19 protein-coding genes are annotated in these 13,209 nt (G+C 70.8%); 7 read left to right on the top strand and 12 right to left on the bottom strand.

Going from position 1 to position 13,209, the window contains the following annotated elements; all coding sequences use genetic code 11:
* Positions 1 to 244 precede the first annotated feature (244 nt).
* A complete protein-coding gene (locus SSMG_RS41255) occupies positions 245 to 529 on the top strand; it encodes a hypothetical protein (protein ID WP_158688161.1) in 285 nt (94 codons plus the stop codon).
* 50 nt (positions 530 to 579) lie between these two features.
* Here SSMG_RS41255 and SSMG_RS41250 read toward each other — a convergent pair whose 3' ends face one another.
* Both SSMG_RS41250 and SSMG_RS41245 read right to left on the bottom strand, forming a co-directional pair.
* The gene (locus SSMG_RS41250; RefSeq protein WP_009086357.1) at positions 580 to 927 is read right to left on the bottom strand and encodes a hypothetical protein; all 348 of its coding nucleotides are present in this window, start codon (positions 925 to 927) and stop codon (positions 580 to 582) included.
* A gap of 5 nt (positions 928 to 932) precedes the next feature.
* Entirely contained in the window at positions 933 to 1,361 is a 429-nt protein-coding gene (locus tag SSMG_RS41245) for a hypothetical protein (RefSeq protein WP_037719470.1), read from the bottom strand.
* Between the two features lie 228 nt (positions 1,362 to 1,589).
* On the opposite strand from SSMG_RS41245, the gene SSMG_RS41240 reads away from it, so the two are divergent.
* From SSMG_RS41240 to SSMG_RS41230, 3 genes are read left to right on the top strand one after another with little or no spacing between them, the layout of a single operon-like run.
* On the top strand, positions 1,590 to 1,859 hold the full coding sequence (locus SSMG_RS41240; RefSeq protein ID WP_009086353.1) for a hypothetical protein: 270 nt from the start codon (positions 1,590 to 1,592) through the stop codon (positions 1,857 to 1,859).
* Positions 1,829 to 2,809: a recombinase family protein gene (locus SSMG_RS41235; protein ID WP_234392916.1), complete on the top strand. Its 981-nt coding sequence runs from the start codon at positions 1,829 to 1,831 to the stop codon at positions 2,807 to 2,809. The genes SSMG_RS41240 and SSMG_RS41235 overlap by 31 nt, the downstream gene beginning before the upstream one ends.
* Complete coding sequence (locus SSMG_RS41230) at positions 2,806 to 3,585, top strand: AAA family ATPase (protein ID WP_009086349.1); 780 nt, start codon at positions 2,806 to 2,808, stop codon at positions 3,583 to 3,585. Before SSMG_RS41235 ends, SSMG_RS41230 begins: the two co-directional genes overlap by 4 nt.
* Before the next feature lie 14 nt (positions 3,586 to 3,599).
* On the opposite strand, the gene SSMG_RS41225 is transcribed toward SSMG_RS41230, so the two are convergent.
* The 3 genes from SSMG_RS41225 to SSMG_RS47490 form a co-directional block, all read right to left on the bottom strand.
* Positions 3,600 to 4,445, bottom strand: a complete 846-nt coding sequence (locus SSMG_RS41225) for a hypothetical protein (protein ID WP_037719250.1) — start codon at positions 4,443 to 4,445, stop codon at positions 3,600 to 3,602.
* 22 nt (positions 4,446 to 4,467) lie between these two features.
* A complete protein-coding gene (locus SSMG_RS41220; protein WP_286157112.1) occupies positions 4,468 to 5,397 on the bottom strand; it encodes a radical SAM/SPASM domain-containing protein in 930 nt (309 codons plus the stop codon).
* Positions 5,398 to 5,500: 103 nt separating this feature from the next.
* Positions 5,501 to 5,896, bottom strand: a complete 396-nt coding sequence (locus SSMG_RS47490) for a hypothetical protein (protein ID WP_009086342.1) — start codon at positions 5,894 to 5,896, stop codon at positions 5,501 to 5,503.
* 146 nt (positions 5,897 to 6,042) lie between these two features.
* Here SSMG_RS47490 and SSMG_RS41210 point away from each other — a divergent pair, with 146 nt between their 5' ends.
* Complete coding sequence (locus tag SSMG_RS41210; RefSeq protein WP_009086341.1) at positions 6,043 to 6,486, top strand: hypothetical protein; 444 nt, start codon at positions 6,043 to 6,045, stop codon at positions 6,484 to 6,486.
* 187 nt (positions 6,487 to 6,673) lie between these two features.
* Here SSMG_RS41210 and SSMG_RS41205 read toward each other — a convergent pair whose 3' ends face one another.
* From SSMG_RS41205 to SSMG_RS41195, 3 genes are all read right to left on the bottom strand, one after another.
* Positions 6,674 to 7,183, bottom strand: coding sequence for a nucleoside 2-deoxyribosyltransferase domain-containing protein (locus SSMG_RS41205; RefSeq protein WP_009086339.1), 510 nt, complete (start codon positions 7,181 to 7,183; stop codon positions 6,674 to 6,676).
* The gene (locus SSMG_RS41200; RefSeq protein ID WP_078561273.1) at positions 7,180 to 7,587 is read right to left on the bottom strand and encodes an HIT family protein; all 408 of its coding nucleotides are present in this window, start codon (positions 7,585 to 7,587) and stop codon (positions 7,180 to 7,182) included. Before SSMG_RS41200 ends, SSMG_RS41205 begins: the two co-directional genes overlap by 4 nt.
* 166 nt (positions 7,588 to 7,753) lie before the next feature.
* Complete coding sequence (locus tag SSMG_RS41195) at positions 7,754 to 8,179, bottom strand: hypothetical protein (RefSeq protein ID WP_158688160.1); 426 nt, start codon at positions 8,177 to 8,179, stop codon at positions 7,754 to 7,756.
* A gap of 200 nt (positions 8,180 to 8,379) precedes the next feature.
* On the opposite strand from SSMG_RS41195, the gene SSMG_RS41190 reads away from it, so the two are divergent.
* The gene (locus SSMG_RS41190) at positions 8,380 to 8,706 is read left to right on the top strand and encodes a hypothetical protein (RefSeq protein WP_009086333.1); all 327 of its coding nucleotides are present in this window, start codon (positions 8,380 to 8,382) and stop codon (positions 8,704 to 8,706) included.
* A 63-nt stretch (positions 8,707 to 8,769) separates the two neighbouring features.
* On the opposite strand, the gene SSMG_RS41185 is transcribed toward SSMG_RS41190, so the two are convergent.
* The 3 genes from SSMG_RS41185 to SSMG_RS41175 all read right to left on the bottom strand — a co-directional run bounded on the left by SSMG_RS41185 (position 8,770) and on the right by SSMG_RS41175 (position 10,642).
* The gene (locus SSMG_RS41185; RefSeq protein ID WP_009086332.1) at positions 8,770 to 9,369 is read right to left on the bottom strand and encodes a PIN domain-containing protein; all 600 of its coding nucleotides are present in this window, start codon (positions 9,367 to 9,369) and stop codon (positions 8,770 to 8,772) included.
* 61 nt (positions 9,370 to 9,430) lie between these two features.
* Entirely contained in the window at positions 9,431 to 9,868 is a 438-nt protein-coding gene (locus SSMG_RS41180; protein WP_009086330.1) for a helix-turn-helix domain-containing protein, read from the bottom strand.
* A gap of 477 nt (positions 9,869 to 10,345) precedes the next feature.
* Positions 10,346 to 10,642 (bottom strand): hypothetical protein, encoded by a 297-nt coding sequence (locus tag SSMG_RS41175; RefSeq protein WP_009086328.1) that lies wholly within the window; start codon positions 10,640 to 10,642, stop codon positions 10,346 to 10,348.
* 264 nt (positions 10,643 to 10,906) lie between these two features.
* On the opposite strand from SSMG_RS41175, the gene SSMG_RS45860 reads away from it, so the two are divergent.
* Positions 10,907 to 11,281 carry an Imm1 family immunity protein gene (locus SSMG_RS45860; protein ID WP_158688158.1) on the top strand — a complete coding sequence of 125 codons (375 nt, stop codon included), beginning with the start codon at positions 10,907 to 10,909 and terminating at the stop codon, positions 11,279 to 11,281.
* A 606-nt stretch (positions 11,282 to 11,887) separates the two neighbouring features.
* Here SSMG_RS45860 and SSMG_RS41165 read toward each other — a convergent pair.
* Entirely contained in the window at positions 11,888 to 12,940 is a 1,053-nt protein-coding gene (locus SSMG_RS41165) for a hypothetical protein (RefSeq protein WP_037719245.1), read from the bottom strand.
* Positions 12,941 to 13,209: the final 269 nt, after the last annotated feature.

The following is a 13,209-nucleotide window of genomic DNA, read 5'->3' as shown; positions in this document are numbered from 1 at the left end:
GGCAGGATGTCGGTTGCCTCGGGCACCAGGCCCGGGGCGGGTGGGTGTCCCCGGCGGCCGCCGCAACTCGGCGAGCGCCGGGGACCTGCGTCGTTCAGGTCCGGGTGCGCCACGTCTGCGGTCATGGCCGCCAGCGTGGCATCCGGGACCGACAGAACCCGGAAGGCGCTCAGACGGGCCGACCGGTTCGATGCCGATCGCGACCGCGCCGTGAAATCTTCGCGCCGCTGGCACTATGGCGTCCATGACCAGCAGCAAGCGCGCCGTGTACGTGGTGCACGACCGCACCACGTCCGCCCAGCCCGGCATCCTCGCGACGGCCTACGAGTCCGTCGAAAAAGCGATCGCGGACCTCGACGGATTCCGTGCCCAGCACCCCGACGATCCCGGCCCGCTGACCTGGTCCACCGGGCCCGGCTGGGCCGCCGGCCGCGACGCGGCGGGCAACACCGTGTTCGACGTGTTCGGCGTGTCCGTCGCCCCCGACAACGAACCGGCGTACTTCGAGAAGTTCAACCGCAGGCCGTGACCGGCCTCGGCTCCCCCCGGGCGCGTTGTCTGTCGCCCGGGGGGAGCCGGTTATCGATTGCCCTCAGCGAGCGCCCGCCGGATCAAGGTGCTCAGGGATTCTTTCTGCGCGTGCCCGTTTTCCGTTGCGGGGCAGCGGTTCTGCCACGCGCGGGAAGGACCGGTCCGCCCGGTGTGGCACGCGGCGCGGGGCGGGAGCCGGAACGGGCCGGGGTACTGGACGCCGCAGCGGGTGCAGTGCGCGTAGTACAGGCGCGCCAGCGGGCCCGGAGTGTCGGAGGCCAGCACGGTTTCGGCGGTCCCGTCGTCGCGGGTGACCGCCAGTGCGGGCCACGCCGGGGTGCAGGCGCACCCCGCGGCGATCGCGGCCGCGGTCGCTCCTGCGTCGGTGCCGGTCATGGTGTTCACTCCCCGGTGTCGTCGGTGCGGAAGCGGGGCTGTCGGCCGATCCGGCGGGCGACAGCGGCGATGTCCTCGACGGTGTAGGAGCTGCGGGTGCCGGAGATCGACATCCCGGCCGCAGCGGCGAGGTCTTTGAGCTGGTAGGGCTGGGGCTTGATGAACTCGCGGCCGTAGGCGACCAGCATCCGCTTGCGGGCCTCGGCGGCGCGGATCTCCCGCTGGGCGGCGTTGATCTCGGTCAGCACCGGGTCCCAGTCGCCGTCCGCGTGCTCCTCGGCGAGCCGGAGGGTCTGCTCGAATTCCCTCCGCTGGTCGGCCACGTCGTCGCGCCACGCGTCGAGGGCATCCTCGTCGCCGTCGACGAGGTCTTCGGCATCGGGCCAGGGGTACAGGATGTCAACCAGGTCGTCGATCATGTCGCGTTTCGCCATGCGTTTCACCATACGCATCTCATTTCACTTTTCGCAACGCGTGTCTCTGAGTGAAACGAGAAGCAGCGGGTGCAGCCGTGGAGCCTTCTCATAAACGACCGTTTCTGAGAAGAACCCGCGCACATCCCTCGCCGGAGCGCCCAAGGGCCGGAATCCGTCTCAGAACTCGTTCTCACTCAAATAGAGTGGCGAGGCGGTTCTGGGAAATGTTTGTGAGAAAATCCGGGCATGGTGAAAGACGGGACGCGACCGCTGCGGGCGGTCTGCGACGGGGAGCGGGCCGAAGGGCGGCGGTTCGCGGCGTGGGCGCCGCGGCGGTCGCTGCGGATGGGCGAAGCCGCGTCCTGGCCCGAATTCGAGCAGCGGATGCGCCGCCAGGCAGCGCTCCCCGCGCGCTGGCCGGTCATCCGGCTTCCCGCCGGCGCCACGCGGCGCGTGGTGTGGCCGCTGGTGCGCACCGCCGGCGGATGGCAGCGCCGGTTCGGACGGCGGCGATGACCGCGGCCGCACCGCTGTCGGACGCGGACGAGGTCGAGCAGCACCCGTGCCCGCGGTGCCTGGCCGAACCGGGCTCGCCCTGCCGGTCCCGATCCGGAGCGGTCGCCGGCACCTACCACACCGGCCGGTTCGCCAAGGTTCCCCGGCTGGCCAAGCGACTGCGCGTGCCCACGCCCGCCGATCGCGGCCCGGGTCAGCCGTGGCGGCCGGGTACTCCGCCGCCGGTGCCGATCGCGGCGGACACTCCGACCGCGGACATCCGGATCGGCTACGCCCGCTGCTCGCACCTGACCCAGGAACTGCAGTCCCAGCTCGACGCGCTGGCCGCGCACGGCATCCCGCGCGAGAAGATCTTCGCCGAGAAGATCTCCACCCGCATCCGCGTCCGGCCCCAGTTCGAGGCCGCCCTCGCGACTGCCCGGGAGATCAAGGCGCACGCCCCGCACTGCCGGGTCCTGTTCACCGTCTACGAAATGAAACGCCTCGGCCGAGACTCCGCCGAGCTGACCGCCACGGCGGATCACCTGACCGCGCACGGGATCCTGCTGGAGATGCTCGCCGGGCCGATCCCCGGCATCTACGACCCGTCGGGCACCGGCCGGATGCTGTTCGGGTTCTTCGCCGCGATGGCCGAAACCGACCGCGAAACCATCCGAGAGTCCACATTGGAGGGGCTGAACGCCGCCGCCCGCAAGGGAAACCACGGCGGACGGCCGCCGGTGATCACCGACGACATGCTCCACACCGTGCTGCGCCGCCGCGCGAACGGCGAGTCCGTTCAGGACATCCGCCCGGACCTGATCATCCCGACCGGCAAGCGCAAAGGACAGAACCCGAGCCTGGCCAGCATCTACCGCGCCCTGGCCGAGCACGAGAAGCGGCAGCGATTCCCCGACGTCGTCGAGGCGGCCCACGCCGACCTCGCCGCCCTTTCCGGGGCGTCGGCGTGAACCGCGCGCGTGCGGCCGCCCGGACCGGCGCTGGGTTCGTGCAGCGGATCCGGATCGCACCGGACTCCGACACCGGCCGCTACCCGTACACCCTGCCCGTCGTGCGGCGCCTGGCCCAGGCGGGCGGGCTGGACCTCGACCCGGGCGTGACGTTCCTGGTCGGGGACAACGGCACCGGCAAGTCCACGCTGGTCGAGGCGATCGCGGTGGCGGCAGGGTTCAACCCGGAGGGCGGTTCCCAGTCGTTCCGGTTCGCCACCCGCGCCACCGAGTCGAGCCTCGGCGACCGGCTGGTGCTGCGCTGGGGTGCCCGCAAGCCGCGCACCGGGTTCTTCCTGCGCACCGAGTCCTACTACAACGTCGCCAGCGAGATCGAACGCCTCGACCAGGACCCCGGTTCGCCGCCGCTGCTGCCCGCCTACGGCGGAATCTCCCCGCACGAACGCTCCCACGGCCAGTCCTTCCTGGACCTGGTCACGCACCGGTTCGGGCCGGGCGGGCTGTATCTGCTGGACGAGCCGGAGGCGGCGCTGTCCCCGCGCGGGTGCATGGCCCTGGTGGCGCGGATCGCCGAGCTGACCGCTCAGGGCAGCCAGTTCGTGGTGGCCACGCACTCGCCGATCCTGCTGGCCGTGCCCGGCGCGCGGATCCTGCAGATCGACAGCGACGGCGACATCGAGCAAGTCGGCTACGACCAGGCCGAACCGGTCGCCCTCACCCGCGGGTTCCTCGCCAGCCCGGAGCGGTTCCTGCATCACCTGCTCGCCGACGAGTGACGTCCGGCGCGGCTTCAGCGCTGAAGGGCGGCGATGGCGCGTTCGGCGTTGCGGTGCAACGGGATCGCGAGGTCTTCGTACTCGCCGGCGTTGATCCGCAGCAGCATCCGCCCCGTGGCGTAGAGCTGCGCGAGCAGCCCGTCGCGGCTGTCGAGCCGGTCGGCGAACTCAGCCCGGACCCGCTCGGCGACCGCCGGCCGCAGCAGCGAGTGCACGTAGAGGGTCGCGGCGTCGTACCCGGCCGGGGCGCGGCCCCAGCCTTCCCAATCCACCAGCACGCAGTCCGGTTCGAGCAGGTTCGCCCAGTGCAGGTCCGCGTGCGCGACCGTCCACGACCCCACCGCGGGATCGACCCGGTCGCCAAAGAACACCCGCACCCGCCGGGTGACCTCGTCCTGGCTCACGGCGGTCCGGCTCGTCGCAGCACCGGCGAGCGCGGCCAGCGATTCCCGAAGCCCGCTCCACCAGGCATCGGGCAGGTCGAGGTCGGCGCGCAGCTCCGGGGTCGGCGAGCACGGCCGGCCCTCGGCGGCGGTCATCAGTTCCGCGCGCAGCCGCTGCGCCTGCTCGGTCCAGTCCCAGTGCCGCAGGACCCGCGGCTTGGCCACGCCGGTCAGCTGGCCGGCGTCGACGTTGCCGGTCCAGAACTCGCCGTCGGCCCACTGCTCGGCCTCGGCCACCACCCGCAGCCATCGCGGTCCGCGCTGCGTGCCGACCCGCGAGCTGATCGACCGGTCGCGCCAGCCCCAGACCGCGTCCCCTGCCGGGACGGCATCGAGCGCGGCGGCGGCCCGGGCAAGGCAGCGGCGCAGCCACGCACGATGCTCGTCGTCGACGAGCGGGTCGGGCTGGGAAGACATGCAGGTCAGGCTACCGACGCGGTCACCGGTAGGTGGGCCAGCAGCGGCGGAACGGCGCGCACGGGCTGCACGAGGGCGAGCACCGCGGAGCGCACGTCGGCTGGCACGGGTCCGGAGCACAACTCGGGTGGCACGAGTCCAGGCCGCTGGTGCCCGCGCCGCCGCGCGACTGACGCGCGGCGAACGCGCCCGCCAGCTCCGTGCGCACCTGCTCGGCCTCGCTGCCGGCCAGGATCGCGGCGAGAGCGTCGTCAAGAACGTTGCCGACCGGCAGCCAGCGGGAGAACACGCACGGCCAGACCGCCCCGTCCGGGGAGATCGCCGCGACCCCGTCGCCGCAGTGCCCGCACAGCTGCTCAACGCCCGCCTGCTGGTCGCGGACCCCGCGACCGACCTGCCGTACCCGGTCGTAGCCGACCGAGGGCACGCCCAGCTCGACCAGTTCGCGCTGCGCGGCCCCGGCGCGCTGCCCGCCGCCCAGGTCGATCACCCCGGCCCGCAGCGGGATCCCGCGGCCCAGCGCCTTGGCGAAGTTCGCCTTCGTCCTCGCGTAGCTGGGGCGGCCGGTGACCGCGGCGTGCTGGGCCGGGTCGTCGGAATAGTAGGAGGTCGCCAGCGACACCCCCGGCCGCGAGAAGACGTCCCACAGCTCGTCGGTGACGTGCACGAGATTGCTGAACACCTCCACCCCGAACCCCAAGTCCAGGGCGTGCTCGACCAGCGGCACCAGGTGCGGGTACAGGGTCGGCTCGCCGCCGATGAACTGCACCGTCTCCACGCCCAGCGCCCCCGCCTCGTCCAGCACCCGCATCCAATCCATGCGGGTCATCGACCCGTGCGTCCCGGACGGGCCGGATTCGGCATAGCACTGCCGGCAGCTCAGCTGACAGCGTCCGGTCACTTCCAGCCACAGAAACGACGTCCGCACCGAATCCCCTCCCGCCGTGATCACCACTCGAACTCTGACCTGCGACGACGCCAGGCGGTACCGATGATCAGGCGAGACGGGACGCACCCGGGGCAACGCGGAGTGAAAGCGGCAGGCTTGGCCGCAATTAGTCCAGCGGAGCAGGCGTCCACGGCGCCGCCGGGTCGGCGGGCAACGGGTCGAGCCGATCTGGCAAGTGCGCCCGCACCGTGTCGCCGAAACCGCGCATCGCCTCCAGGCCGGCACGGACCTGATACGTGGCATTGCGCAGATCGTCGGTGATCTCTGCTTCGGCGATGCGGGCGAGGGAGCCCTCGCCGACCTCGGGATAGCCCGGAATGTAGGCGAGCCCGGCCGCGACAGTGCCGCCGAGGAACACTGGGACATCAGCCCGCAGACCGGCCGCCAGCTCTTGCGCCTGCTCGTAGCTCAGCCGCGTCACCCAAGCCACCGGCGCATCCGGCGCGGTCATCGCCAACTGGAGACCGCCCTCGGTCCGCCGAACATCCAACGAAGCCAACATCCCCTCAGCATCACACCGATCCGGCCACCTGGCCCGCCGCCGCGCCTGCCCCGAACGGACGACGCGCCCGACCAGCCGCTTTGGCAGGCTTCTCCCGTATCCCGGCGGCCCCCTCCAGACCGAGCGGACCCGTTATCGTTGAACGAATGGGCACGCTTCCGCCCTCTGGCGACCCGTATCTGGACGCGGTGCGGGTTGGTCCCCGACCGCCGGAGCTGGGCGGGGTGGAGTTCGGTAACGGGGTCCGGCTGGGCCCCGAGCATCGCCACCGCGACAGCGACGAAGTCGCCTGGCACCAGCGACGGATCTATCGCGACCAGACCGACATCGGCGGTATCGACTACTGGTCCTGCTCGGCCTGCCGGTGGGTACTGCTCGGCGAGATCGGACTGGTCGAGCAGCGACGCGGCATCGGCACCCGCGTACTCGCCCACTTGCGCACGGAGCTGCCGGGCTACCGCTGGTCCATCACCGCCGCCAAGAGTCCGTCGATCCCGTTCTGGCTACGCATCCGGGCTACCTACCCCGACGAATACCTCTACTGCGGCACCGGCGAGCGACCCGTCCACTGCCCCCACGTCGATCCCTAGCGAGCCAGGCCATAGCCCGGGTGAACCTCACGTCCCGACCTAATCAACCGCATACCTGCTGGTCACACGCTTCGAGCCAGGACTCATTGCCCCTTCCGCGCGTATCCCGGCTGGCCCCCTTCCAGTGCGCGGCTGCCGTGGCGAGAACACGGTCCGGCGTGCCGGGCAACATCACCGGGCAGGCCCATCAGCCCGCGCCCTCGTCGGACACCCCGTGTGCGCCGACGACCAGCTCTGTCGCCGTTTGCACTGTTTCCCGGAGTGTGGTGCGGACCGGCACTCCGTGCGCGCGGGCCAGGTGCACCAGGTACTTGTTCCTTCGGGGATCGGGGCAGTCCGGGGGACAGCCGAGCACGACGGTCCGGCCTGCCGCCACGTCGTAGCCGAATTCGACGTTCGTCGTCATCCCGGGCATGTACGTCATGTCGCGGGGGATCCAGAACAAGATCGCGTTCGCGTGCTCCCGGGACGCGTTTTCCCAGGTGAACTGGTCTTCGTACCGTCGGGCGCGGACGGGGTTCTCCGGCGTCACCACCGCCAGCGGTTCCGGCTGGAGCCAGAGCCGGTCAAGCAGGTCGAGGGCCTCGGGCCGCCACGAAGGCACCGGCCCTTCGGCTGTCGCGGTCGGCCCGGCGAGGAACACGCTCGGTTCGTCCGGGCCGGGAAGGGGTTCGCGGGCCTGCACTAGCCGGATCATGCCGCCGCCTCCGCCCGTTCCATTTGCTCCTGCTGCTGGCTCGGCGTCCACGGCAGCGGCAGCCCGTCGTCGGGGGAGCGGGGCACCAGGTGCCAGTGGAGATGAGGCACGGTCTGTGTCGCGCTCCGGCCCGAGGACTGGATCAAGTTGTATTCGCGGTAGCCGAGGTGGTCGGCCAGCTCGGCCGCGCACGCCGCGGCGTAGCCGGTGACCACCGGGTCGCGGTGGCCCGACTCGACGTGGGCGTACGGGGCGACGATCACGTGGCCGGGGATAGCGCGCTGGCGCGGGTAGAACGCGGTCGCCGCGGCCCATCGCTGGACGATGGCGGCCGGGTCCACTCCGGACGGATCTCCGCCGGGAGCGGCGGGGCAGAACGGACAGAACCGCAGATCGGAAGTCATGGACTCAGCATCGGCACCGTGCACGGCATCACGACAGGTGTTTCCCGGCGGCTGTCGACCAGGAAACGGGAAACGAAACGGTCGACGCTTCGCAGCTCGTGCGACGGACTGTCGCGGGGACGGCAGGCCTGCGGCGGGCAGTGCGGATAACCTGGCCGGGACCTGTTCAGCTGTGCGGGTCGTCGAGGTCGACGGCGACCGCGGGCACGGGCCGCGCGGGCCGGTGCAGCCAGCGGGCAGGGACTTGCATTTTGACGGTATGCGGGAATTGGACCATCCCGACACTGTGTTCCGGGCGGACGGCGCCGGTGAGGCGGTATCTGCCCGGGGGCAGGCCGAGCGCGGCGGTCTGCTCGTCAACGAGCTCGACCTCGACGTGCCCGAATGTCAGGACGCGCAGCCCGTCGACCATCGGCGGCTCGGCGTCCGGGTCGATCGCGGTGACGGTCAGGGCGAACCGTTCGCCGCATTGGAAACGCAGCTGGTCCCAGAGCCCGTAGCCGCTGCGGCCGGAGGGGTATCGGCTGCGCGGCAGGTGCTCGGGAATGGTCACGTCGTAGGTCTGCCCGACCTCGACGTCGCGCACGTGCACGAGTCCGAGTGTGCGCCCCGCCGCCGCAGGAATCCAGCGCGAAAACACGCTCCGCTCCTGCCGCACAGGCTTCCGGGCAGCGGAAAAGACGCCCGCAAACATGCTGCGGCGCACAGGAAATGACAGCGAACACAGGATTTTCCGTTGTGCGCTATCGTCACCGCTTCCGCGCACAGCACCCGCGAAAGGCCGCACCCGCCATGTCGCAGCAAGGACAACTCGATCGGTTCGCCTGCCGCGCCCTCGGTCTTGCCCTGCGAGGCCTGTCCGCCGCCCTCGTCCCCGTGGGCGCGCTTGCGGCGGCCGAGTACGCGCACGCCACGGTGGTCGACGCGAGCCCGCTCGCGACCGCGCTGCTCCGGGCCTCCCTGACGGCGATCCTCCTCGGCGTGTTCGCCTTCGGACGCAAAGGCATCGCCGAGCTGGCGGCCGAACTCGAGGAACCGCCGCCGGACCGCCCCGCACCCCGGTCCTCGCGGCGTCGGCTGTACCGGCCGCAGCGCCGGCTTCGCCGACCGCGCGGCTGACCAGCAGGACTCGCGCGAATCTCGCGGGAACCCTCAGCACCTCGCCGCCGTCGGACGGCGAGGTCAGTCGGCAGGCGGCAGCGACAGCTGGCTCTGGTGTGCGCGGACGCGTTCTGCGAACGCGGGGCAGGCCGCGTCGATCAGCGCGGTCGCCAGGTCGGCGCGTCCGTCCGGGGAACGGCCGCGCCAGTAGAGGGTCTGGCAGCGGGTGACCTCGGCGACGCGGTCCGGGGCGCTGTCTTCGACCAGGACGAAGAACTCGTCCGGGCGGTAGACCTCGTAGGGCAGCTGCTCCGCGGCGTCGCCGGTGATGGTGAAGCCGCCGTCGTCGCTGAGCACGATGTCCGCGCTGCAGGCCAGTGCTGCGGCGTGCACGTGCTGGTCGTCGAGGTCGGTGCCGGGGAACGAGCCGTCGACGGTGAAGTCTTCGACGCGGCCGCCTTCGAACACGCCCGTGATGCGGTCGCGGATCGCCGTGATCTTGGCGCCTCGCCATTCGGGGTGCTTCTTGAGCAGGTGGTAGATCGTTTCGGCGAGCACGTGCTCGCTCCAGTAGACGGTGTAGATCTCGCCGGGCGCGCCCAGCTGCAGCAGGCACAGCCAGTCGCGCAGGGTCCGGGAGTAGAGCACGTTGGCGTCGACGAACACTCGCAGGGCGGCCACCGGGCCAGGCTATACATTGGCTCGCGCGGACAGTACGTCCCGCCCGCGCGAGCCAATGGGGTCAGTCGTCTTCCAGGGCGCGCAGCTCCTCGAACGCGGCCAGCTGCCGCTGCCGCCGTGCGCGCTGCTCGGCGAGCACGTCACGCGTCCGCAGCCGAGTGTGCGTGCCGACCTTGCGCGCCGGGATCTCGCCGGCCGCGATTTTGCGCATCAGCGTCGGCCGCGAGACGCCGAGGATCTTGGCCGCCTCGGTGGTCGTCAGCTCCTCGGGCAGCGAACTGACCGTCACCGCACGCCCGGCCGCCACCGCCTGCACCACCTGCGCGATGATCGCCGACAGCTCGGGTGGCACGTCGACCGCGGACCCGGACGCCTCCGCGCGGAACAGCGCCCTGCCTTTCTCAGGCAGGCGACGCACCACCTCGGCGGCCTGCCGCTGATCGCGCTCGTCGGTCATCAGGACGGCACGGTCGTTCGCCCCCGCCAGCGTTGTCGACACAGGTCATCACTCCTCACCACTCACTGCGTGCAGTAACAACCGCAGAACCGTGCATTTGTAACTGCAACATGTGTCCATAAGACCACGTGCGACCCGGGCAAGGCAACCGCGAACGGGTCAGGTCACAACACCCGTCGCCGGGCAGCGGGGGCCTCGCGGTCAGCGCGGCGGCGGTTCGACGGCTCCGCATGCCGCGCTCGACGGCCCGGTCTCCGGCTGACTGATTCCGCCCCGCGGCCGCGGCTGCCTTCCGTCATCGGGTCGTGGAACCGAGCATTCCGACCCGCGCGAGCGTTCGGCCTCGGTTCGGGCCACAGCTCGCCGGGGGGACCGACCTGTGCCATCGCTGCTCCGAAGAGCCGGGGACCGGGCAAGAACCACCGCTCGGCCAGCCCTGCACCACTCGTGTGGCGGGATTCTCGCGTATCCCGACGGGCGTCGCTGCCCGTCGACGGGGTCGGCATCATCGCGGGGGTGTCAATCGGCGCTGGCGACGGTGAAGTGCAGTTTTCGTTTGATCCAGGTCCAAGCGGCGGCGTCGCGGACTCCGTATTCCTGGATGATGCTGTCCTCGGCATCGAGGACGTCGAGCATGACGTAGGCGTCCGAGCTGGCGGGGACGAGTTTCCCCGTGGCACGGCACTGCCGGATGCACTGCTCGAGTCCGGGCCAGCCCCGGGCGGCGGTGGTGACGCTGTAAGCGCGCAGCCGGTTGCCGGGCAGGCGCCTGCACGCGCTGAACGCTTCGGCGTCGGGATGCAGGTCGGGAATCACGGCCAGATCTCTCCTTGTGCTTCGTACTCCTTGTTGCCCCTGTCCTCGTCGGCGGCGGCATCCGCCGCCTCATCGTGCACCTCCCGCAGCGAGGACAGCTCCGTGGAGGGCCCGGATGAATCAGTACGCGTGCCTGACCTGTGGTCATTGAACAAGTTCTGCGTGGTCGATGATGTCGATGAGGTCGTCCGACCTACAGGGGAGGCGCTAAGCCGTGGCGAGTTAAAAGCCTGGTACGACCCGGGGCCCGGTGCGGGTTTCGTGGTGACGACACCCGCTCAGGCGGACGAGCTGCTGGAGCGGATGGTATCCGAATCGGCCAGCGAAAAAGTCGGGTTGATGGCCCAGATCGCGCTCAAGGGCGACGGCGAGGGCACCTGGTCGTCGCTCCTGCAGTTCGGCGTGCGCGCGGCCAAGTGCGGGTTCGTCGGCTGGGCCGGGGGCGGCCGAAACGAGCGGGGCGTCATCAGCGACAACGGGGCGACCTCGCCCACAGACGTCCTCTACGACTATCAAACCCACGAACGTCCGGTGCCGAGCAATGCGGAAGTCCCTATGGCGACGGTGCACCAGGCCGTCCTCGACTACGTGTCTTCCGGCGGTGCGCGGCCGGGCGGGGTCTCGTGGCGAGTGGTGTAGTCCACACGGCGAACGCCGCTGGCCCGGCTTTGACGACCGGGGCTGTGTTTGCGCAGTGAATCGCGCTGGTTGCCGCCGCCCTTGTCGGTGCTCCAAGAGTAGTCGGAGCGTGTCCTCGGCCGGAGCGCCGGCGCGGGGACGACGTGCTCGCCGGGAAGGCTTCGGCGCCGCACCAGCCGTGGCGCCGCGCTGGCGGAGCACGTCGACGATGTCCCGCTGCAAGCGCAGATTCACCACGACCTCGCCTGGGATGCCGGAGAGCGCAACGACAACCGCGCGGCATTGACGCACGCAATCAGGGCGTTCCGCCGGCACAGCGCCGCCGGCAGCTCGACCGGAGAAGCGGACGAGCTGTACGGAATCGGCTGCCGCCGCCGCCACCGGAATCGCCGCGAGAGCCGGAACCAGCGGGAATCGCCGCGCCCCAGGCGACCAGACGCCATCGTCTCCCCGACGAACCGGCGATAGTCGAATACGCGGTTTCGCCAGTAGCCGACGGCGACCAGGCCGTCAGCTTCCCTGGCACCGGCCGACAGTGGGACTTTGTCGTTCTCCCGCGCGGGGCTCGTCGAGGGCCAGGTGCAAGGCGGCGCCGATTGCGTCCGGTCAGCCCGTCGGCCGGTTGGCCTGTCCCGGCGGCAAGGTCGCCGTCAGCTCGTTCGGTCCCGGCGCGAGCGGGGCCGGTTTTTGCAGGCGCGCGAGGCTGTCGAGGATCTCGGCGGGGGCTTTCAGCAGGTGCGGGTGTTGCTTGAGCGCGCGGATCTCGTTTTCGCTGAGGACTTTCACCACGACCGTCCCTTGTGTCCTGACGAACAGGACCGAGCTGAGGCAGATGACCACTTCCTCGTCGGCGGCTGTGTGCTGCAGCAGCTGCGCGACCGCGTTCGCTTCCCGCACGTCGCTTTCGGAGCGCGGCGTGTCGATGTACTTGAGTTCCGCGGCGCGCTCCAGTTTGCCGGCGAGGTCGGCGAGTTTGTCCGCCACGGCGTGGTCCTGGGCCCGTGCGCGGAAACGCCGGAACCACGATCCGCGGAACACTATGTCCCACAGGTCCGCCTCGAGCCCGCATGTCTCGAGCAGGTCCACCACGGCATCCTGCAACGGCGTTCCGTCGTCGGCCGTGGTGTAGATCGAGACCAGGTGTTCCCCGGGCCGCAGGGACAATTCTCCCTCATTCGCAACGTTCATCATCTCCCCGGCCTGGGCGTCGACGTACCGCAGAGTCTCGGGGTCTGTCTGGAATATCTCCGCGAACACCGCGGCTTCTTTTCTTGAGAGGAAGCCGCGCCCCTCGTTCCCGTCGGCTTCGATGACGGCGAGGAGTTCCGCGGTCATCGGCCCGCGGTCGAAGACGCTGACCGTCCGGCCGCGCTCGGGATTGCGGGCAACCACGGCGTTGTACCGGGCGGCCACCTCGCCCCGGGTCAAGCCCAGAGCGTGCCGCCATGCCGACAGCGCGCCCAGCCCCCGGCGCCTGGCGAGAATTTCGGCGATCTCCTGCGTGGACGCCCCGCGGTCGAGCAAGGCCCGGCGTAGGCGCTCGAGGCCTTGTCCTCCGCCCGGCTCTCCGACGCGCGGGGTGTCCGACGCCCGGTCGCCGACGACGTCGTGGCGGATGCCGTTCGCTGTGCTCTGGTCGCGGTCTGCGGGCGTCGACATGCAGGACCTCCTGGGTATCGTCGGGCTGCATCCGGAAAGCGGCCCACAGCCACCACTGTGGCGCACGGGGACGGTCTTGTCAGGCTGGCTCGCGGCCAGCCGTACGCGCGGCCGAGGTGGCGCGATCCGCGCTTCGCGAGCTGTTCCGCTGCCCCGGCCGCGTCATCGGCGGCCAGGGGCGAGAAGCTGTACCACCTCGTCGCAGCCTGCCTCAGCGCCGTCCCGGAGTGGATGCGAGCGCGGAACTCGCCCACGAGACAGTCAGTGGT

It is taken from the genome of Streptomyces sp. AA4 (genome assembly GCF_000158875.1).
Classification (GTDB): Bacteria; Actinomycetota; Actinomycetes; order Mycobacteriales; family Pseudonocardiaceae; genus Amycolatopsis.
The sequence above is the reverse complement of the archived record's forward strand: the minus strand, read 5'-3'. Positions and strand labels throughout refer to the sequence as shown.